Origin of the sequence: Candidatus Villigracilis affinis (genome assembly GCF_016705895.1) — a bacterium.
GTDB classification, from domain to species: Bacteria; Chloroflexota; Anaerolineae; order Anaerolineales; family Villigracilaceae; genus Villigracilis; species Villigracilis affinis.
Genome location: NZ_JADJKT010000002.1, coordinates 59,193 through 79,406, shown reverse-complemented (window position 1 = coordinate 79,406; position 20,214 = coordinate 59,193). Strand labels below are relative to the sequence as shown.

Below are 20,214 nucleotides of genomic sequence, written 5' to 3'. Positions count from 1 at the left end.
AAAGGAGATCGCCATGCAAAATCAGCGGAAGGAATCTCGCAAGAAGTTGATCGCCTTTACGCTCGTGTATGATCTGCTTCATAAAAAATTGATCGGTTATGTCGGAGACCTTACCCCTCAGGGTGTGATGGTGATCGGGGAAACGGCGCTCGAGGTGGGCAGACGCCTTGCCATCGGCATCGAATTTCCCAATGAAGAATTGAATGAGAAGCCGCAACGTGTGGTTGTTTCCAGCCGTGTAGCGTGGTGCCGGCAGGATGAAGATACGCCCCAATATCTCAATATCGGTTTCGAATTTCTAGAACTTTCCCCGGAAGGGGCGGAGATCATCAGGGTTGTACTGGATCGGTACCAATTCCGCTATGTTATGAACATTTCGGAGTTAAAACGCAAATCATAGAATGGGGTAGCCATGAAACAGAAAAGAAACTTGCTGGTCGTGATTGTGATACTTATCTTCCTTGTTTGCTCCTGCCAGATGGAGGCGTCGAGGCCAGATTCTACGCCTGAGCCGATCTACATTGATGGTACGCCGTACACCAACCCGATGGACATCATTGAGCAATTTGCCAAGCAAACGGCTGTCGCCCAAACTGAAACCGCGAACCCATATTATTCCTCGCCCGTCTATGCCACTCAGATGCCAGACACCACGGAGATTTTATTCGTTGACCTGTCAGATGGCAGGCGGGCTGCCTTCAGCTTGGCGGAGTTGAGCGGCCTGCCTGAAAAGACGATTGTTGCGGCTGGCAGGGAACTCACGGGAATATCCTTGACCACCATTTTGGAGGCGTCCGGGCTGGGTGCAGGGGATTCCATCCAGACCGTATCGGTGAGCGGATTTGGCTCGGTGACTCTCCTGAAAAGCAAAATTGACGATAGTTTTATCTTTCTGGTGACGGGCGGGTCGTTGAAACTGGTGTCACCGTCGCTTCCACAAAGTGTGTGGCTTGATGGGGTGGCGCTCATCACCTTGCGTTGAGGTTGATTTGAAAATATGGGGAATGCGATTAATTAAGCATGGAGCAGGCGGATTTACCGTAAATTCACCTGCTCGTTTATAATCCACGAGATTAAATAAACGTCCATTACATTGCAATGATTGAAGTGAGGAATCAAGTGCACAATCGCAGGATGTTTGCATCCAACCCAAGGAATTGATCATGAATTTTGAATACTCACCCTATATTTTGCCCTTGATCATTGCTGTGCTGATCTCGGTCTTTGTGGCCGTGTATGTCTGGAATCGCCGTGCTGCGAACGGCGCACCTGCATTGCTTTTCATGTCACTGGCGATTGTCGAATGGATCATTGCGTATGTGCTGGAGATCGTTGGGGTGGACCTTTCCACCAAGCTGTTTTGGGGAAGACTACAGTATTTCGGCATTGCATTTTTGCCCTATGCCTGGCTGATCTTTTCGATCAATTACAGCACTCCAACTCGTGTTATCACAAAGCGTACATTGCTTCTCCTCGGAGTTGTGCCTGCAATTACCGTTTTGCTCGCATTAACAACCAATTGGCATGGCTTGATCTGGGAGGAATTCCACATCAACCGGCAGGGCGATTTTTCGGCACTGGGTGTAACGTACGGAGCGTGGTTCTGGGTCCATTTTGCGTATTCGTATACAATTTTGCTGATTGGCACAATATTACTGGTGCGGACGTTGATCCGCAATCAAAGTTTATATCGCAGTCAGGCTTATTCCCTGCTGATCGCCGTGCTTGCTCCCTGGTTGGGTAATGCGCTCTATCTCACGGGCAATAGCCCCATTCCCTATTTGGATTTGACGCCTTTTGCGTTCACGATTTCCGTTGCCGCACTGGCATGGGCGGTCTTTGGTTTTCATTTGATCGATATCACTCCGCTGGCGCGTGACCTTGTGGTGGAAGGTATGCGCGACGGAATGATCGTGATCGACACGCGCGGCTATGTTGTGGATATTAACCGGGCCGCATCGGAGATGATCGGCTTCCCTGCGGTTCAGTCAGTGGGTCAGCTTGCGGTGGACATTTTGCGCCCCTGGTCTCATCTGGTTGAGAAATTCCGCAATGTGACCGACACTACCGATGAGATCACTGTCGGCGATGGTGTGTTGCAGCGCCGCTACGAGGTCCGCCTTTCGGCACTGCGTGACCGTCAGGATCAATTGATCGGGCGGGTTGTCATGCTGCGCTTGATGGATGATGCATTTGTTTCCCAATCAGGTTCAGCCGCCAGAGAGACAGCATCCCGTTCGTCCTCGAAACAGTTTACACAGCCCAATCGTCCCCAGCAGAAAAGATTCCTTGGATGGTTGATCGATTTCTTCGTGACCCCTGTCAGGGCTGATCTTCCAATTCCGAGCGATATCAATCCGGGCTGGTATCAAGCCCGTGAACGTTCCTTTACCATCATCATCAGGCTCTCGGCATTGGTGGGCACGCTTGCCTACATCCTTACGTCGCCTTTTATGCGCGCCACGGCTCTGACGAATGTCAACATTGCGTATGGCGCGATCATTGGTTTGCTCTGGTTTCTAGGCCTATCCCGTAAGGTCAATTTTAGATACCGTGCGGCCATGTTCCTGTTTCTTGTGTACATATTGGGGTTTGTAGAGACTCTTAATTTCGGTTATTCATCGGAAAGTTTTATCTTTTTTATGACGTTGATCGTTACCTCCGTTTTGCTGACCGGGCGGGCAGGTGGTTGGACGGCCGGGTTGGTCAGTGTTGTGACACTTGCTGTGATCGGTTTTCTGATTGGCAGGGCGGACTTTATTCCATTCAATCTAACCGTGGATACCCTTGCTCCGCGCACTTTTCAAATGGGGATGACCAGTCTCTTTGTGTTTTCAGCCAGCGCAATGGCGCTCTCCACTTCCATTGTTATTCTTATGGAAAGCCTGAACAAAGCCTGGCAAATGGAATCACAGGCTTTAACCCTTTTGCAGCAGGAGCGTGACCTGTTGGAGCGGCGTGTTGAGGAACGCACACAGGACCTTGCTGATGCGCGTGATAGCGCTCTTAGAAGCAATACCGAGCTGCGGCAGTATTTCCGCATTATCGAGCAAAGCGGAAATTCCATTGTCATCACGGATCTGAATGGGAATATTCAATACGCCAATCCGAAATTCGAACAGGTTTCCGGATATGCATTGGAGGAAGTCCTTGGTAAGAACCCGCGCATTTTGAAATCGGGCAGGCAAAAACCTGAGTTCTATGAAAAGATGTGGGGCACGATCAGCTCCGGACACATTTGGGATGGCGTGTTCCATAATAAACGCAAGGATGGCACACTATTATTGGGAATCTGCCACGATTGCGCCTGTGCTCGATCAGGATAATCAGGTGGTCAATTACGTTGCCATCAAAGAGGATATTACTTCCCGCCGCGAGGTTGAGAGTCAGTTGCGGAAGCTTTCAAGGGCGGTGGAACAAAGTGGTAACACCATCATCATCATGGACCGTACTGGCGTGATCGAATATGTCAATCCGAAATTTACGGAAGTGACCGGCTACACTCCGGAAGAGGCCATTGGTAAATCCCCGGCCGCATTGATGCAGGGAGTTGAGACGCCCACCGATTTCACTCAGGATGAATGGTGGCTTACTGTTAATGAAGGCCACATATGGCAGGGAGAATTCCGCAATCATCGCAAGGATGGGTCTGTGTTTTGGGAGTCTGCTTCGATCGCCCCGGTGCAAAGCCGTGATGGCGAGATTACCAATTTCATCGAGATCAAACAGGATGTCACCGAGCAAAAAGTGTTGCAGGAACAACTGCAGAAGCAGAATGATTATCTTTCCATTTTGCATCAAGTCACCCTGGACCTTTTAGATCGACGTAATTTGGGCGACCTGTTGAAGACAATCGTCAATCATTCCGCCGCCCTCCTGGATGCCCCATTTAGCGAATTGATGCTTCTGGATGGTGACGACCTGCTGGTGCGGGCTGCCACTGATAATCATCTTGAAATTCTTGGCGAGCGCGTCAATCGTCAACAAGCGATCCTTTCCTGGAAGGCGTTTGACACGCTCCAGCCTGTCCTGCTTGATGATTATTCCACCTGGCCTGGCCGTCGTGAAACCTACAATGAATTTTCATTGCATGCAGTAGCTGACTTCCCTGTTATTGCGGGAGACCGTTGTCTGGGTATTTTGGCTCTCGGGCGTAATCAGGCAGAGTATCCATTTACCCCTGAACAAACCCAGACGGGCATCTTGTTTGCCCGCCTCGTTGCGCTGGTGTTGGACAATGTGAACTTGTATGACTCGGCTGTGCAGGAGATCGCTGAACGCGAGCGTGCGCAGACATCCCTCCAAAGATCACATCAACAACAGCAGGTGATCAATTCCTTGTTAAAGATCAGCCTCGAGGATCGATCCATGGATGAAGTTCTCGACGCGATTTTGAATGAGATTCTCTCTATCGACTGGTTGACGATCTCGCCCAAGGGCGGAATCTTCCTGTTCAACGATCAAACCAACCTGCTGGATCTGCGTGTCCATCGCAATCTCTCCCCTCATTTACAAGTCCTGTGTTCCAAAGTTGCATTGGGACAATGCCTGTGCGGACGTGCCGCCTTGAGCCGCGAGATTCAGTTTTCCGATTGTCTGGATGATCGCCACGAAATTCGCTATGACGGCATTGAAGAACATGGACATTACAACATTCCCATTGTGCAGGGTGAAAGTACATTGGGTGTTATTGTGCTTTATCTTCCGCATGGGTATCAAAAAGAGGATGATGACCTGATCTTCCTGCGTTCAGCGGCGGATGCGATTGCCGGTCTTTTGCGGCGCAAACAAGCCGAGATATTGCTCCTGGAAAGCGAAGTGCGTTTCCGTCAGATCGTGGAAAACGCCAGCGATATCATTTATCGCGCCGATATGAACGGGAATTTCACCTATGCCAACCCGTCTGCATTGAAATTGATGGGCTTTACGAATGAACGCGATGTGGTTGGAAAAAATTATCTTGACCTGACCACGCCTGAATTCCGAAATAAATTGAAGCGGGTCTACGATCATCAATATCTCAGTAAGACACAGAGCACCTATTATGAATTTCCCGCGGTGACCATGGATGGGGAGGTTGTGTGGGTCGGTCAAAATGTGCAACTCATCATGGACGGCGACCAAGTCATCGGTTTCCAGGCTGTGGCCCGCAATATCACGCAGCTTAAGCAGGCGCAGGAAGCTCTCGCGCTATCCCGTGATCAAGCTTTGGAAGCCAGCCGTTTCAAGAGTCAACTTGTATCAAGAGTCAGTCACGAGCTTCGCACCCCACTGGGTGGAATTCTTGGGTACACCGAATTGCTTCAGTATGAGGCATTCGGTCCGTTGAATCCAGCCCAGCAAACGGCACTTCACAATATTGTTGAAAGCACACACTTCCTGACGAACACAGTCAACGATTTGCTCGATCAGGCGCAGATCGAATCAAAATCGCTCAGCCTGCACAATACATATTTCAATCCTTTAACCCTGCTGGAAAAGATCGATACGACCATGTCAGTTTTGGCAGGCAAAAAAGGATTGGCATTCCATACAGAGATTTCCACAGACCTGCCCGGTGAATTATATGCCGATGAAAAGCGATTGCAACAGGTCATCATCAACCTCGCTGGGAATGCGATCAAATTTACGAATGAAGGTGAAGTCAGCGTTCGTATTTCGGCGCCCGTTCCAGCCTTCTGGACGGTGGAAGTCCGCGATACCGGCGTGGGCATTCCTTTGGACGAACAGGAAAACATTTTCGAACCTTTCCGTCAAGTGAGTAACGCCATCACCCGCGAAAATCGCGGCTCAGGTTTGGGGCTTGCCATCGTCAAGCAATTGGTCGAATTGATGGGCGGCCAGATATCCCTACAAAGTGAATTGGGCAGGGGCAGCGTTTTTACGATTACCCTGCCGTTGATCAACGCCCCTGGAGAATAATCGCCATGCCAAACCAACCCTATGCCATTGTCATTGAAGATGATCCCAAGCTCGGAGTGATATTTCAAACCGCACTGCAGCACGCTGGATTTGATGTCGACCTCGATACGAATGGCGACAAATACCGCTCGTTTCTGGACCTGGCCGAACCTGCTCTTGTCATCCTCGACCTTCATCTCCCCTTTGCATTTGGCGGTGACATCCTCGAAGTGATCCGGGCTCGTTATTCGAACACGGTTGTCGCCATCGTTACCGCCGACTTGTATATGGCCAAGACCTTTACTGGAAGAGCCGAACATGTCCTCATCAAACCCGTTAGTGTTGCAAGCCTCTTGAAGCTTGCCGAATCAGTGAAAGGATAATCGTATGCCCAAACCCCTCGCCCTTGTCGTTGAAGACGACCCGCAGCTCAATCAGATATTCACGCTTACCCTGTTCGAGTCCTTCGAAGTTGAGACCATTTCAGATGGCACTCAGGCACTCGAACGACTCACCGAAATTGTCCCTGACCTGGTTGTCCTGGATATCAACCTGCCCGGTGCTTCCGGCGCTGAAATACTGGAAACGATCCGCGCCAATGCCCGTTTCGATTCGGTGAAGGTCATTTTGGCGACGGCGAGCACTCATCAGGCTAAGGAATTACAGGATAAGGCCGATATCGTCCTGTTGAAGCCGATCAGCCCCATACAATTGCGTGACCTCGCCGAACGACTTAGCCGTGTAAAGTAAGTCGTTTCATCTGTTCTATTCTCCATGGGTTTTGTAGATAGATGGGGAAGGTCAATCAAAATAAATATTCAGGTCTGAGCAATCAAATCGATTTCCGCAGTTGGGACAGCTGACCTTGCAGTTCTTTTCATGCATCTCGGTTCCACAGCGGTCACAGATCCAAATTCTCTTCTCATTCCACTCGATCTTGTGAAAAAGTGACGGGTTGAACTCTTGTATCTTATCCCTGCCCAGCGTGAAAACGATATTCATTACACCCTCAACGTCTCTTTTGAATTTTCCAACTTCGATTCCCCGGCAAACATCGGGCCAATCTTGTAGCCATTTCAAACTCCGCCCGTGGACCTTGACCGCTCCGTCGTAATTTCCACGGGTGATATGCAGGTACGCCACAGCAACCTGAAGAATGCCGCGATACAACTCGCGGATGGGTCCTGTTTCGTCACGCCAGGCATCCTCCAAAGCTTCGTGAGCTTCGAAGTACTTTCTTTGATTGAATAATCTCAGGCCATCGATGGCCTGAGGATGAAGCGGGGCTGAACAGGAATTTTCCATAAACAGTTCTGAAGTATGGTCGTGGGTGTGACTTTCGGATGGTAGAATTAAACCACAATGCAAAAGCGATTTGAAGACAGACGCTGGGGAATGGCCCTGGCATTTTTTGCGCTGATCTCACTGGTTCTGCTGGCTGGCGCGTTGCGAAATGCTGACTTTTTGCCTGCCCAGCCGATTGGCAGTTCGGAGAGTGAACGCATTAGCATCGACCTCTCCGGTCTCAAGGAAGCACTGGTTGATTCGGGGCAGATTCCTCTGTGGAAACAACTCGTCTTTTTCGGGACGATCTTTCTCTTTCTTTCACTGCTTGCCTTGTTTCTTTCCCCTGAATTACGTAAAAAACTTTTTTTGATGCTCTTGCGGCTGCTTGCATCTGTGATTATGGTTTATTACCTGTTGAAGGTCAAGCCGGATATCCTCGCCGGGCTTTTGCAATTTGGTCAGATGGGGCAATCTTCCGGGCAGGTGGAGGATATTCCTCCGCCCGTCTTCGAGCCGCCGCAGGTATCCTCTGCCACATCCTTTTTGTTGACCATGGCATTTGTCGCGTTGATGGCTTTTTTGTTTTGGCTTATCAGCCGCTGGTGGGCAAGGCAAAAGGAACTGATCTCAAAAAGAAAACCGCTTGCGGAGATTGCGGCTATTGCACGCGCTTCCCTGAACGATCTCGCATCAGGTTCAAATTCGAACGACACTATTATTCAATGTTACGTACGCATGAGTAATGTGGTGGGGATGAAGCGCGGCTTGCACCGCCAATACGCCATGACCCCGGCTGAGTTTGCTTCATATCTTGAAGGTGCAGGCATTCCGCGTGAACCCATCTCCCGTTTGACTGGTTTGTTTGAATCCGTTCGCTATGGTGGGCATGTCTCAGGTCCGCGTGAGATCGATGAAGCCTCCGATTGCCTGAAATCCATCCTGCGCTATTGCGGAGAGGCTGCGTAGTGAAACATCGCCGCTGGCTGCTTGTCCTGTTGATCGTTGCGGCAATTGTCGTTTCGTTTATGCTGCAGGACGTGATCTATCAGACCGTTTTTGTTCCGCTGGCCTATCTTTGGTGGTTGTTTGGTTTGTATTATCATGCCGTGCCGCAATTGATCTTGTGGGTCTTGCTGGTTGTATTGGTTTTCATTTCATCCCTGAAATTGGTTCCCATCATTAATTTCTTCCCTATAGTTGAAAAGAAAATTCCGAACACTTCGGTTGGGCCGGTGGAAAGCCTTTCCATATTACTTAACAAACCGACACGCGGTGTGTATTACAAGTGGATGATCGCGAATCGCCTGGGCAGACTGGCACGCGAAATGCTCGACCAGCGCGAAGGCCGCGTATATAAGGGATATTCAAGACTGCGCGGCAGGGATTGGGAGCCGCCCGTTGAAGTGGATGCCTACCTGGAAACCGGGCTGAACGGCTCATTCGCTGATTACCCGAATTCATACTGGTGGGGTGATTCCAACCCAACGCCGCTGGATCTCGACCCGCAAAAAGCAATTGACTATCTTGAGAACGAGATGGAGATGAATCGTGACAGAAATCGTAAAAGCATCTGAACTTAGTAAACAAATAATTTCTGAAGTGGAGCGGGCCATTGTCGGCAAGCGCGGTCTGCTTGAAATGATCATGGCTTCCGTTTTGGCGGGCGGCCATGTTTTGCTCGAAGATTATCCCGGCCTTGGCAAAACCCTGATCGCGCGCAGTTTTGCGTCTGCGCTTGGTTTGGATTTCAAACGTATTCAATTTACGCCCGATCTTTTGCCCGGCGATATTACCGGTGGCTATATTTTCAATCGGACCAAGAACAAATTCGAGTTGCGTCAGGGACCCGTCTTTACCAACATCCTGCTTGCCGATGAAATTAATCGCGCCTCGCCCAAGACACAATCCGCTTTATTGGAAGCCATGCAGGAAGGTCAGGTGACGATGGAAGGCGAGAGTATGAAATTGCCCGACCCGTTCATTGTGCTGGCCACGCAAAACCCAATTGAATACGAAGGTACTTTCCCGCTGCCCGAAGCGCAGTTGGATCGTTTTATGTTGAAGCTTACGGTGGGGTACCCTGATCTCGCGGAGGAAAGGGAAATTCTCAAACGCCGCCGCGAACGCAAACAGGACGAACTTACGCTCAAGCAGGTCATCAAGCCGAAGCAGCTTCTCGAAATGCGTGCCGCGCTCGAATCGGTGCATGTGGATTCCGATCTCGAAGGATATATCTCTGCGCTGGTGCATGCCACGCGTACCGACCGTCGCGTTGCGGTTGGCGCAAGCCCGCGCGGATCACTGGCTTTTCTCAAGATGGCACGCGCCAGCGCAGTGCTGGCTGGCCGTGATTTCATTTTGCCCGATGATATCAAACGCTTTGCAGTGCCTGTGTTGAGTCATCGCTTGTTGCTTCAACCCGAATATTGGATGTCGCAGCAGGTCAACGGCGATGTCATTCGTGATGTGTTGAGCCATACCCCCGTGCCCGTCATTAAATAACTTGTATCGCTACGTTCTGCTTTCTGCGCTTGTTTACGGATTGCTGCTTGTGGGCTTGATCGCCTTGCAAGGCAGTTTTATTGCGCTTGCGATTCCCTTCATGCTTTTTCTCTTATATGGGTTTTGGAATGCGCCCGAAGATCTGAATATTCAAATACGGCGAACGCTTTCCTCCGACCGCGCTTCATCCGATGCAGAAGTCGTTGTGACTTTAACGGTCGTCAACAACGGAGCGGATATCGAGGAGCTTTTGTTGGATGACAAGATCTCTCCGCGCCTGACGTTGCGCAGCGGGTCGCCCCGACACCTGCTGAGGCTCGCGAAGAACAGTTCCTGCACCCTTAAATATACTGTCGCAGGTTCACGCGGCTTTTATAATTTTGACCAGATCCACGTCACGGCTACCGAGCCGCTTGGGTTGATCCGCCGCGAGCAAACCATCCATGCCAGCCAGCAATTGATCATTTTTCCCGGTGTGAAAAAATTAAAAACAGTTGCCATTCATCCATTGCGGACCCGTGTATATGCAGGGACGATTCCCGGACGCATCGGCGGCACTGGGACGGAATTTTTTGGCGTGCGCGAATATCAATCGGGCGATTCGCCGCGTACGATCAATTGGCGTGCCAGCGCGCGGCATCCCGGTAGTTTGTTCTCGAATGAATATCAACAGGAACGTGTGGCCGACGTGGGCGTTGTATTGGACGCGCGCGCCAGTGCCAACGTCTTCCATTTGGATCAATCGTTGTTTGAATATTCGGTTGCCGCTGCTGCTGGCCTTGCGGATGCATTTCTTGCGCAGGGCAACCGCGTTGGCTTGCTGGTCTATGGGTCGTATCTCGGCTGGACCATGCCCGGATATGGAAAGATTCAACGCGAGCGGATCATGCGCGCGTTGGCTGGGGCAGAAGTGGGTGTGAGTTCCGTCTTTTCAGGTTTACAACATTTATCTCCACATATGTTTCCGCCCGAATCGCAGATCGTGCTGGTTAGTTCCCTGGTGAACGATGACCTCGATGTTTTGATCCAATTGCGAGGCCGCGGATATCAAGTGATGGTTATCAGTCCAGACCCTGCGAGGTTTGAGCGCGGTCTTTTATCTGATTTGCCTAAAGTGGAGTTGGCCGAGCGCATCATTCGTATGGAGCGTAATTTGCTGTTGCGCCGCCTGGAACGGGCGGGGATTCAAGTCGTCGGGTGGGATGTGTCCATTCCGCTGGATCAGGCCATTGGTCCGTTTTTGACGCGGCCTCATCGTTCCGTTTTCAGGAGGTCGTCGTGACGGGGTTTGTTCTTGTAGCGAGTATCATATTAAGTGCTGGGTCGCTGGCCTGGGTGTTTTTCGAAGCGGGCTTGAACGATTTCGGGCGTTGGATCCTGGCGTTTGGTGTGGCGTGGCTGGTGGCGCAGCGAATAGGTTGGAAGTGGGTTTCTTCGGTTGGGCTGGCTCTTGCGGTTTTTCTATCGGCTGCAGGTCTGTGGTTTGGACTCACACCGGGTTGGATGTTCTCTGGTGCGATTTTCGCGCTCGTCGCCTGGGACCTGACCGATTTCCGCGAGCGCATGCGCTTTGTGGCCGCCGATGATAATGCGCGCGGAATGGAGCGCCGCCATTTGGCGCGTATCAGTTTGCTGGCGCTGGGCGGTATGGTGATTGCTTCGATCACGATGATTCTGCGGGTGAAATTTACGATCGAGTGGGGTGCATTGCTGGTGGTCGTGATATTGATCGGGCTGGGACAATTGGTCAATTGGTTGAGAAAATAACCTCGCCCTGAGCGAAGTCGAAGCGTCTACTTTGAAATGGAAGCCAGCCAGCGCTCGGCTTCCCGCGGATGTTTGAAATGGATGATCGTTAGATGGGCATTTTGGGGTTGTACGAACAAAACGGGGTATTCGCGTTTCCTGCGCCAGTAGGTTTTGAACAGCCAATTGAAAAGCGAATCTTGCGACCAGATTTTCGCCTGCGTCCAGAAATCTTCCACGTTATCTGAAAACAATTTTTCTTTCATCACTACACGGCGAATCGTGCGGGTAAGCAATCGCCAGAAAACGATATGAAAGGGATAATCCAGCCAGATGATGGCTTGCGCCTTCGCCCAGACAATATCGCGCACGACGTGATAATTCCCTGCCACCACCCATGCCCTGGCGCTAATCGCATTTTCAACACGCTCACGGAAGACTTCATCGGGCGCTTCCGCCCAGTTGGGTTCCCAGTGCAGATAATCAAGGTCAATAGTCTCTGCGCTGATTTTCTCTGCAAGAGCCTTTGCCAGCGTGGATTTGCCCGACGACGTGGTGCCGATTATCACTAGTCGGCTGTGGGGGAAATTGGTCGTTGATCGTTCCATGCCTGATTATTTTTTCACACCGTTTAGATAAATGCTGACAATTTCCTGAATTGTTCCAGCAGGAATTGGTTTTTCTCCACTGTGGGCGGGATAAAAATAAGGATACATGATTCCCAATAAAGACCAGGTTGCAATTTCAGCGTTGAGGGATTGAAACTCCCCGCGATCCATGCCTTCCTGCAAAATAGCGGTCAATTTTCCGATGAATTTTTCGTGATAGAGTTTGTCGAATTTTTTACGTGAGGCTGCACTTAGTTGTCCCATTTCCTGGCTGGCGAGGCGTGTGAGGGCGCGTTGCTCGGCAGGTTGCCTCAACACAGACTCAACAAATTGAGTGATCTGATCTGCACTCGATCCCGATTTTGCGCGAATGGCATCAATGGATGACTCCATGTCATTCAGGTAGCTATTCAGGATGGCAAGGAAAAGCTCCTCTTTATCCTTGAAGTAATAATAGAGCGCAGCCTTCGAAACCCCAACCGCCTCTGAGATTTGGCGCATCGCCAGCCCATGATAGCCCTGTTGAATAAACATTCGCATGGCAACTGCCAGAATTTCTTCGCGCACACCGGTTTCAGAAATTGTCATGGGCTGATTGTAACCTCTACAACCTTATCTTTCAAAAAGGCCGTAGAGGTTAGTTAACCTATTCGGCGGCGGTAATAGCCTGATTACTTTTGAGCATGCTTTGTTCTTGTTGACGGTTTTTCAACCCCAACGTGAGCAAAACCATAAACCCGGCAATAACACCGATAACCATATAAGCGGCGCCATATCCTTTTACACCGCCGCCCATGGATGCCGCCACTGCACCGACCAGCGCACTGCTGGTCAATTGGCCGACACTTGTAAACAGTGCGATCAGTCCCTGCGCGGATGTGCGCTCGGCTGCCGAAGCTTCATTGAGCATGATGTAGCGCATCGGCGCACCCAACAGAGTGGAAAGTCCCAGCCCGACTACGGCCGCTGACGTAATGAAGCCCCATAACATGCTCGTCAGATTGCTGCTTAACATTCCCATGCCAATTGCAAGCAACAAGGTTCCGGAGAATACCATCACCTTGGAACCAAATTTATCCAGCAGGCGGCCTACCAGTGGAGAGCCGACTGCCATTGCAAGCACGACTGGCATCATCAGGTAACTGGCGTTATGTGCATTGATGATCATCGGCATGGAGGCTACTGCAAGCGCCGGGATGAAAACCATGCCCGATTCTCCCAGCCCTGCACCAGCTGATAGCATACTGGCAAGCACGGTCTGACGACTTTTGAAGAGATCAAGATTCAAGATGGGATCATCCGCCTTCTTTTCGATTTTAGGAAATACAAACAGCAGGATGATTCCGATCAACAGGAACGGCCATACATTTAGCGAAGCCAGGCTTCCGAAGAAATTTTGTGTGTCAATTTGATTGAGTCCATAGGTGGTGGATGCCAGCATTGCGCCCAATACCAGCATTCCACTCAGATCGAATGGGCGATTGGATGTTGAATGAGTGGTTGGGAGTAATTGCCAGCCCATGACGATGACGATCAAAGCGATGGGCAGATTGATGAGAAATAGCCATTGCCAGCTAGTAATCGTCAGGATAATGCCGCCCAGGATGGGGCCAACCAGGAAAGCCAGACCAAAGACCGCGCCGATCAGCCCCAAAGCGCCGCCGCGTTTCTCGGGCGGGAATGTATCGCCGATTACCGCACTGGCTACCGGGAAAATCCCGCCCGCGCCGAATCCTTGAAGGGCGCGCCCAGCCAGTAGCACAGCAAACAGGTTTGAGGGTGAGAGGGAGACGATCAGCGATCCAATGGCGAAGAGTATTACATCTAGAATATAAATGGATCGGCGGCCAAAGGTATCAGAGAGTTTCGCCATCAATGGCGTGCCGATCAAATTGAATAAAACATAAATCGTGAACGTCCATGTAAGTGCACGGTCTCCAATGCCGAAAAAATTTTGAATGGAAGGCAGGGCAGGCGCCACGATTGCAATATCAAGTGCGCCCATCAAAACGCCCAGGAAGAGTACAAGCAGTATTTTGTTGCGGGTTTTATCGTTCATTTTATCTCCTGAAATATTCGCGGAATTTTTGCTTACTGACCGCTCGGTAAGTTTATAATATCAAGCCGCTGCACGCCTGTCAAGTTATGATCCGTAAGAATTGTGTATGAAGCTACTGAAATATTTTCCGCCCTGGTGTTTTTGGTAATGGCATGGGGTTTTGTGTTACGATTCGTTTGCAATAGAAAATCGAAAATCCAAATGAGGTTTCCATGTTTGATCTCCCCGATAATGAAATTCTCCCTCTCTCGAAAGAGCATGTCTTCTGGACGTGGTCTGCGCAAGCCAAAGTAAATCCCATTGCCATCAAAAAAGCCAAAGGTGTGTATTTCTGGGATGTGGATGATAAAAAGTATCTCGACTTTAACTCCATGACCATGTGCGTGAACATCGGCCATGGCAACGAGCGCGTCATCAAGGCCATGCAGGAGCAGGCTGCGGAATTGCCCTATGCCGCACCCGGTATGACCACGAAGGTCCGCGCATTAGCGAGCAAGGCCGTGGCGGAGATCACTCCCAATGGCGCGTTGAGCAAGGTGCTTTTCACCCTCGGCGGCGCGGATGCAAATGAGAACGCGATCAAACTCGCGCGCGGATATACAAAGCGCCACAAAATTCTCACCCGCTATCGTTCGTATCATGGCGCATCTGCGGGTGCGATGGCCGCGACAGGCGACCCGCGCCGCGTGGCTTGGGAGCCGAATCTGATGACGGGCGTGGTGCATTTCCTTGATCCGTATCGCTATCGTTCCACTTTCCATCGCACCAATCCGAACATTTCGGAAGAAGAATTTACCCGCGATTATCTCAACCATCTCGAAGAGATCATCCTCTACGAAGGTCCAGAATCCATCGCCGCTATTTTGATGGAATCGGTGACAGGTACGAATGGAATCATCATTCCGCCGAATGGGTACATGCAGGGTGTCCGTGCCTTGTGCGATAAGTACGGCATCGTGATGATCTGCGACGAAGTCATGAGCGGATTTGGCCGCACAGGCAAAATGTTTGCCATCGAGCACTGGGATGTCGTTCCCGACATCATGACAATGGCAAAGGGGCTCACGTCCGCTTATGCGCCGCTTGGTGCAGTGGCGATGAAACCCGAGATTGCGGCGGCCTTCAACGAACATGCCTTCGAAAGCGGACTGACCTACACCTCGCATCCCATTTCGCTGGCGGCGGCGGTTGCCAACATCGAAGTGATGAAACAGGACAGAATCGTCGAGCATGCTGCGGCAATGGGCGCATCCCTGCGTCGGATGCTTACCGATCTCGGCGAGGCGCATCCATCTGTGGGTGAGGTTCGCAATATCGGTTTGTTTGGAATTCTTGAGTTGGTGAAAGACCGCAGCACCAAAGAGCCGATGGCTCCGTGGAATGGGTCATCCCCTGAGATGGTCGCGTTGAGAAAATATTGCGCCGATCATGGGTTGTTCTTGTACACACACTGGCATACCGTATTGATTATTCCGCCGCTCATTATTACCGAGGAAGAATTGAAAGAAGGCATGGATATTTTAGACAAGGCTCTGGAAATTACAGATAAAGCTGTGAAATAAAAAAACAGGTCACGCCTCAAGCGTGACCTGTTGGTAATTCGATCGTAAATGTTGTTCCTTTGCCGATATCGCTTTCGGCTTCAATCGTCCCGCCGTGTGCGAGGACGATTTGTTTTGCAATGGCCAGCCCCAGCCCGCTGTGAACTCGGCCCGTGCGCGATTTGTCGCCGCGCCAGAATCGGTCAAAGATGAAGGGAATATCTTCGGATGCAATTCCCTCGCCCGAATCTTTGACCGTGATCCGCACGCTTCTCGCTTCACCGACGCCTGATTCTGTTTTGAGAGAAATTGTCCCCCCTTTGGGTGTGTGACGGAGGGCGTTGGAAATGAGATTGGACAGCACCTGGTTGAGTCTGTCATAGTCAGCGGTGATTTCCTGGTTTGGACTGGTGACACCTGCGGTCAGGTCAATGCCGAGGGAGGTGGCTTGGGCGGAAAAGCTTGCGGTGAGATCATGCATCAGGTCAGCGAGCAGGAAGCGGGTGGGGTGAAGCGGAAGTTGTCCCGCTTCGGCAAGTGAGAGGGTCTGCAAGTCGTTCACAAGGCGGGCGAGCAGTTTGGTTTCATCCAGCGTGTTGTTGATGTGTTCGGTTGTGGGTTCATACACGCCGTCAACAATGCCTTCGAGATTTCCCTGAATGATGTGTAACGGCGTGCGGAGTTCGTGGGCAATGTCTGAGGTCAGATTGCGGCGCTGCTGGTCGGCGCGTTCCAATTCGCTGACCATTTTATTGAAACGTTTGATCAACTCTTGAAACTGTGGTGAATTATCTTCAGGCACGCGCACAGAGAGATTGCCTTCAGCAACGGCGTCGATGGCGTTGAATATCTCGCCAAGGGGTTTGCCAAAGCGGGTATATAAACTGAAAATGGTGACAATCAAAAGGAAGATCACCACAAACGGAGCGCCGCACAAGAGCAGCCAAATATTCCTGACCCCTGAATATTCTGAAAAGATCAAATAAAGAATTGCGGCAGTACCGCCTATAAAAAGCAGTATGAAGAAGAAAAAGAAAATCGCAAATGGAAAAAAGCGACGACGGCTGCTGCTCCAGCGGCGTTGAAAGCGATGCGGTGGATTTGGATGGGCTTCGTGATGATCAGACATGATAATGGGTCGAAGGCTGATTTAACTTTCAATAAAGCGATAGCCAACGCCGTAGACTGTTTCAATGGATGGGCTGTTTGATTCGGCTTCAAGTTTTTTGCGGAGATTTTTGATGTGTGAATCCACGCTGCGATCGATGCTGGAGGCGGCCCCGTGCAGGTCTTCGAGCAATTGCTCACGGGTGAGTGTCTGACCTGGCCGACTCGCAAGGATGAAAAGCAGTTTGAATTCGTTTGGTGTAAGTTTTACGGGTGCGCCATTAAAGGTGACGGAATATTTCTCTGCGTCGATTTCAAGGCCGCCAATGCGAATCATGGCTGGCGGTTTGACCTCGCCTTTGGAGCGGCGAAGCAGGGCGCGCACACGGGCGACGAGCGCACGCGGCGAGAACGGCTTGGTGATGTAATCGTCCGCACCGATCTCAAGGCCAGTCACCTGGTCGACTTCTTCGGCAAGGGCGGTGAGCATGATGATGGGCACAGCGCTTTCGCGGCGTAAGATTTTGCAGACCTCACGCCCATCCATATTGGGGAGCATGAGGTCGAGGACGATGAGGTCTGGTTTTTCGCGACGGGCCGTTGCCAATGCGGACTGACCGTCGCCTGCTGTGAGGACGCGGTAGCCGTTCTTTTCAAGATAATCCCGCGCAATGCGGACGATCTTGGGTTCATCATCTACAACGAGGATGAGTTCTGGCATGGGGGGAGTATATCAAAGTTACAAGTTGCAGGTTGTGGGTTATTTTTTCCAGATTTCCCATTTGCCTGTGCCGACGGTGGGCAAGTCTTCTGCGAGCCATTCAAACATTGAACCGTGATAGACTGCCACGTTTTCGTAGCCTGTCATCAGATGGGCCGTGGCGTTGACCGCTGCTGCAATCCCTCCGCCGCAGTAGGTGATAATGCGCTTGTTGTGAGTCACTTCCTGCAGGTGTGTGGCGATTTGGTCATCGGGCAGAAAGGCGTCCAGCTGCTGCATCAAATTCATGCTGGAGAGGGAGATCGAGCCTTTGATATGACGACCATCGTAACTTTCACGCGGCATGACGTTGACAACTGCGACCTCGGAAGATTTGAGCGCTTCGATGACTTCTTCCTTGTTGGCGTACATCCACTCTCGGAGTTGCGGCTGGAATATCGCGGGCGGATATTGACGCGCTTCATCCTCGATCTGTCCGCCTGCCTGCTTCCACGCAGAGAGACCACCATTGAGGATGCGGACTTTATCATGTCCCGCGTAACGCAGGAGCCACCACGCTCTCACCGCATAGGGCAGCATTCCGCAGGCATAGACGATCACTTCCGTTTCATTGGAAATACCCAACGCGCCGATCTGCTCGGCGAGTTTGTCTGCGGGGAGGATATTGGTGTAACGGTTCTGGCTTTCGGGCGCGGAGAAATCCTCGTGCTCGAAGAACGCCGCCCCGGGGATATGCCCCTGTAAGTAGCCGTCATCTGTGATGGTCGCATCGAAAATGCGGATGTTTGGGTCGCCGAATTTCTTCAATAACTCATCGGCTTCGATCAGAATCTCGTTTCGGTTCATGGTTGTGCCTCCGTTGGGTTTGTGTATGCACGGAATATATCAATGCTTTGTGGAGATAATGTGTAGGTCTTGGTGAGAGAATGTGGAAGTATGGATGAAAAAATAGAAAGAGGAAAGAAGATGGCTGTTCTTTCTTCTTTCCTCTTTCTATACTGACTACTTTTTGCTGCCCACTGACCTTTACTCGCTCTGTTTGTCTTCAGCGGGCTTTTCGCCTTCAGTAGGGGTTTCGCCGTGGGCGCGCTTGTGCCATTCATTGAACATGGACGGAGCACCGCCTTCCCAATCCTTGCCCCATGGACCGCGGTGGCCATGATGACCCCAGCCGCGGCGCATTCTGCCGAAGAACATCATCTTCATGAAACCGAAGAAGATGAAAAGGAAGAAGATGGAGCCGCATATCGCGCCGAACGGGAAGAAGCCGAAGTGGCCGTGCCCGTGCAGGCCGTAGCCATAAGGAGCGAAGCCGTGACTGTACACCATGGGCGGGGCAGCCTGACCATTTTCAGCGGCTTGAGCAATGGCCGTTGCCACGGCCGGAGCCTGCGAAATTCCCTGCGCCATGCCAGCTTTATAAGCGAATGCACCTGCGCCGACGATGAGTCCCAGCATGATCAACATGCCAAGGACACGAAACAGAATAAATGGACCTTTTTTCATTTTTACCTCTTATAAAATGAATTGATTTGGTTTGTTCTTACGCCCCAAATGTATCAATCCATTGTGGAGGAATTATGGATGGGTGGGTGAGAGATTGTGGAGGCTGTGTAGGAGAAATATTAACTGGATGCGCAGCGCACTTTATTGCTTATAGTTCTGCAACTTTTCGCTGGGGCGCGCATCTGATAAAATGCAGGTCGGTAATAGCAGGCCTGAAAGGGTCGTCTTGTATACGGTTGATAACAAATTTCAGGTGAAAATCACCTTAGGATAGGAAAACAGAAAATGACTGAGAAACACGTAAAGGTATTGGTATTGGGTTCGGGTCCGGCGGGGCTGTCTGCGGCGCTGTATGCGGCACGCGCAGAGCTGGAACCGATCGTTCTGACGGGGATGCAGTTGGGCGGCCAGGCCGCACTGACACATACCATCGAAAACTACCCTGGCTTTCCTGAGGGGGTCGGGGGAGCGCAGTTGGGTGAGTTGTTCCAAAAACAGGCTGAGAATTTCGGTGCAAAGGTTGAATTCAACATGGCGCATGAGGTGGATCTCTCTCAGCGTCCCTTCACAGTAAAAACCGATGACGGTGATTACAAAGCCGAAACCCTCATTGTCACCACAGGCGCGAACCCGAATCATTTGGAAATTCCAGGCGAAGTGGAGTTGACCGGCCGCGGCGTTTCCTACTGCGCCACCTGTGATGGCTGGTTCTTCAAAGATAAAAGAGTCGTCATCGTTGGCGGCGGCGATAGCGCCTTTGAAGAGGCGCTCTTCATCACCCGCTACGCTTCATCGGTCACGCTCATTCACCGCCGCGAGGAATTCCGCGCGGGCGCAATTTTGCAGAACCGCGCCAAAGAACACCCCAAGATGAACTTCATTTTGGATACCGTCGTCACCGAAGTAGTCGGCACGGATAAGCTCACCGCCCTGAAGTTGAAGAACGTCAAGACGGGCCAAGAATCCACTTTTGAGACCGACGGCCTGTTCATTTTCATTGGTCACACGCCGAACTCGCAAATGTTCAAAGGTCAGCTCGAAATGAGCGACCTCGGTTATGTCCTCGTCAACGACAAGATGGAAACCAGTGTCGAGGGCGTATACGCAGCGGGTGAGATCGCCGACCCACATTTCAGACAGGTGATCACCTCTGCAGGCATGGGTGCCGCCGCCGCTATTCAGGCGACGAAATTCCTTGAGGAAAAGGAAACAGTTCACGGTTAAGGATGAGGCGAT

At 51.2% G+C, this 20,214-nt stretch carries 21 protein-coding genes; 13 read left to right on the top strand and 8 right to left on the bottom strand.

Translation table 11 applies throughout. The annotated features are described in order from the left end of the window. Nucleotides 1-13: 13 nt before the first annotated feature. The 6 genes from IPI86_RS00840 to IPI86_RS00815 all read left to right on the top strand — a co-directional run bounded on the left by IPI86_RS00840 (nt 14) and on the right by IPI86_RS00815 (nt 6,651). The gene (locus tag IPI86_RS00840; protein ID WP_345296079.1) at nt 14-400 is read left to right on the top strand and encodes a PilZ domain-containing protein; all 387 of its coding nucleotides are present in this window, start codon (nt 14-16) and stop codon (nt 398-400) included. Nucleotides 401-412: 12 nt separating this feature from the next. Continuing rightward, a complete protein-coding gene (locus IPI86_RS00835) occupies nt 413-982 on the top strand; it encodes a hypothetical protein (protein ID WP_345296078.1) in 570 nt (189 codons plus the stop codon). Nucleotides 983-1,163: 181 nt separating this feature from the next. Next, nucleotides 1,164-3,326 (top strand): histidine kinase N-terminal 7TM domain-containing protein, encoded by a 2,163-nt coding sequence (locus IPI86_RS00830; RefSeq protein WP_345296077.1) that lies wholly within the window; start codon nt 1,164-1,166, stop codon nt 3,324-3,326. Continuing rightward, nucleotides 3,271-5,922, top strand: a complete 2,652-nt coding sequence (locus tag IPI86_RS00825; RefSeq protein ID WP_345296076.1) for a PAS domain S-box protein — start codon at nt 3,271-3,273, stop codon at nt 5,920-5,922. Before IPI86_RS00830 ends, IPI86_RS00825 begins: the two co-directional genes overlap by 56 nt. 5 nt (nt 5,923-5,927) lie before the next feature. Beyond that, a complete protein-coding gene (locus tag IPI86_RS00820; protein ID WP_345296075.1) occupies nt 5,928-6,284 on the top strand; it encodes a response regulator in 357 nt (118 codons plus the stop codon). Between the two features lie 4 nt (nt 6,285-6,288). Further along, a complete protein-coding gene (locus IPI86_RS00815; RefSeq protein WP_345296074.1) occupies nt 6,289-6,651 on the top strand; it encodes a response regulator in 363 nt (120 codons plus the stop codon). Nucleotides 6,652-6,702: 51 nt separating this feature from the next. On the opposite strand, the gene IPI86_RS00810 is transcribed toward IPI86_RS00815, so the two are convergent. Further along, nucleotides 6,703-7,206 (bottom strand): DUF309 domain-containing protein, encoded by a 504-nt coding sequence (locus IPI86_RS00810; RefSeq protein ID WP_345296073.1) that lies wholly within the window; start codon nt 7,204-7,206, stop codon nt 6,703-6,705. A gap of 57 nt (nt 7,207-7,263) precedes the next feature. Between IPI86_RS00810 and IPI86_RS00805 the strand changes: the two genes are divergently transcribed. The 5 genes from IPI86_RS00805 to IPI86_RS00785 are packed head-to-tail and all read left to right on the top strand — an operon-like array spanning nt 7,264 to nt 11,457. Beyond that, nucleotides 7,264-8,154, top strand: a complete 891-nt coding sequence (locus IPI86_RS00805; protein ID WP_345296072.1) for a DUF4129 domain-containing protein — start codon at nt 7,264-7,266, stop codon at nt 8,152-8,154. Continuing rightward, nucleotides 8,154-8,762: a hypothetical protein gene (locus tag IPI86_RS00800; RefSeq protein WP_345296071.1), complete on the top strand. Its 609-nt coding sequence runs from the start codon at nt 8,154-8,156 to the stop codon at nt 8,760-8,762. The genes IPI86_RS00805 and IPI86_RS00800 overlap by 1 nt, the downstream gene beginning before the upstream one ends. Further along, nucleotides 8,737-9,690 (top strand): MoxR family ATPase, encoded by a 954-nt coding sequence (locus tag IPI86_RS00795; RefSeq protein ID WP_345296070.1) that lies wholly within the window; start codon nt 8,737-8,739, stop codon nt 9,688-9,690. The genes IPI86_RS00800 and IPI86_RS00795 overlap by 26 nt, the downstream gene beginning before the upstream one ends. 1 nt (nt 9,691) lies before the next feature. Next, nucleotides 9,692-10,972: a DUF58 domain-containing protein gene (locus IPI86_RS00790; protein ID WP_345296069.1), complete on the top strand. Its 1,281-nt coding sequence runs from the start codon at nt 9,692-9,694 to the stop codon at nt 10,970-10,972. Beyond that, nucleotides 10,969-11,457 (top strand): hypothetical protein, encoded by a 489-nt coding sequence (locus IPI86_RS00785; RefSeq protein WP_345296068.1) that lies wholly within the window; start codon nt 10,969-10,971, stop codon nt 11,455-11,457. Before IPI86_RS00790 ends, IPI86_RS00785 begins: the two co-directional genes overlap by 4 nt. Before the next feature lie 26 nt (nt 11,458-11,483). Here IPI86_RS00785 and IPI86_RS00780 read toward each other — a convergent pair whose 3' ends face one another. The 3 genes from IPI86_RS00780 to IPI86_RS00770 are packed head-to-tail and all read right to left on the bottom strand — an operon-like array spanning nt 11,484 to nt 14,103. Next, complete coding sequence (locus tag IPI86_RS00780) at nt 11,484-12,044, bottom strand: adenylate kinase (RefSeq protein ID WP_345296067.1); 561 nt, start codon at nt 12,042-12,044, stop codon at nt 11,484-11,486. Nucleotides 12,045-12,050: 6 nt separating this feature from the next. Next, nucleotides 12,051-12,632, bottom strand: a complete 582-nt coding sequence (locus IPI86_RS00775) for a TetR/AcrR family transcriptional regulator (RefSeq protein WP_345296066.1) — start codon at nt 12,630-12,632, stop codon at nt 12,051-12,053. Nucleotides 12,633-12,690: 58 nt separating this feature from the next. Next, complete coding sequence (locus tag IPI86_RS00770; RefSeq protein WP_345296065.1) at nt 12,691-14,103, bottom strand: MFS transporter; 1,413 nt, start codon at nt 14,101-14,103, stop codon at nt 12,691-12,693. Nucleotides 14,104-14,315: 212 nt separating this feature from the next. Here IPI86_RS00770 and IPI86_RS00765 point away from each other — a divergent pair, with 212 nt between their 5' ends. Then, a complete protein-coding gene (locus IPI86_RS00765) occupies nt 14,316-15,665 on the top strand; it encodes an aminotransferase class III-fold pyridoxal phosphate-dependent enzyme (protein ID WP_345296064.1) in 1,350 nt (449 codons plus the stop codon). A 16-nt stretch (nt 15,666-15,681) separates the two neighbouring features. Here IPI86_RS00765 and IPI86_RS00760 read toward each other — a convergent pair whose 3' ends face one another. The 4 genes from IPI86_RS00760 to IPI86_RS00745 all read right to left on the bottom strand — a co-directional run bounded on the left by IPI86_RS00760 (nt 15,682) and on the right by IPI86_RS00745 (nt 18,978). Continuing rightward, nucleotides 15,682-16,773 carry a HAMP domain-containing sensor histidine kinase gene (locus tag IPI86_RS00760; protein WP_345296063.1) on the bottom strand — a complete coding sequence of 364 codons (1,092 nt, stop codon included), beginning with the start codon at nt 16,771-16,773 and terminating at the stop codon, nt 15,682-15,684. A 21-nt stretch (nt 16,774-16,794) separates the two neighbouring features. Further along, nucleotides 16,795-17,472: a response regulator transcription factor gene (locus IPI86_RS00755; protein WP_345296062.1), complete on the bottom strand. Its 678-nt coding sequence runs from the start codon at nt 17,470-17,472 to the stop codon at nt 16,795-16,797. 39 nt (nt 17,473-17,511) lie between these two features. After that, nucleotides 17,512-18,318, bottom strand: a complete 807-nt coding sequence (locus tag IPI86_RS00750) for a rhodanese-like domain-containing protein (protein WP_345296061.1) — start codon at nt 18,316-18,318, stop codon at nt 17,512-17,514. A gap of 180 nt (nt 18,319-18,498) precedes the next feature. After that, nucleotides 18,499-18,978, bottom strand: coding sequence for a hypothetical protein (locus tag IPI86_RS00745; protein ID WP_345296060.1), 480 nt, complete (start codon nt 18,976-18,978; stop codon nt 18,499-18,501). A 285-nt stretch (nt 18,979-19,263) separates the two neighbouring features. Between IPI86_RS00745 and trxB the strand changes: the two genes are divergently transcribed. After that, on the top strand, nt 19,264-20,202 hold the full coding sequence (gene trxB / locus IPI86_RS00740) for a thioredoxin-disulfide reductase (protein ID WP_345296059.1): 939 nt from the start codon (nt 19,264-19,266) through the stop codon (nt 20,200-20,202). Nucleotides 20,203-20,214: the final 12 nt, after the last annotated feature.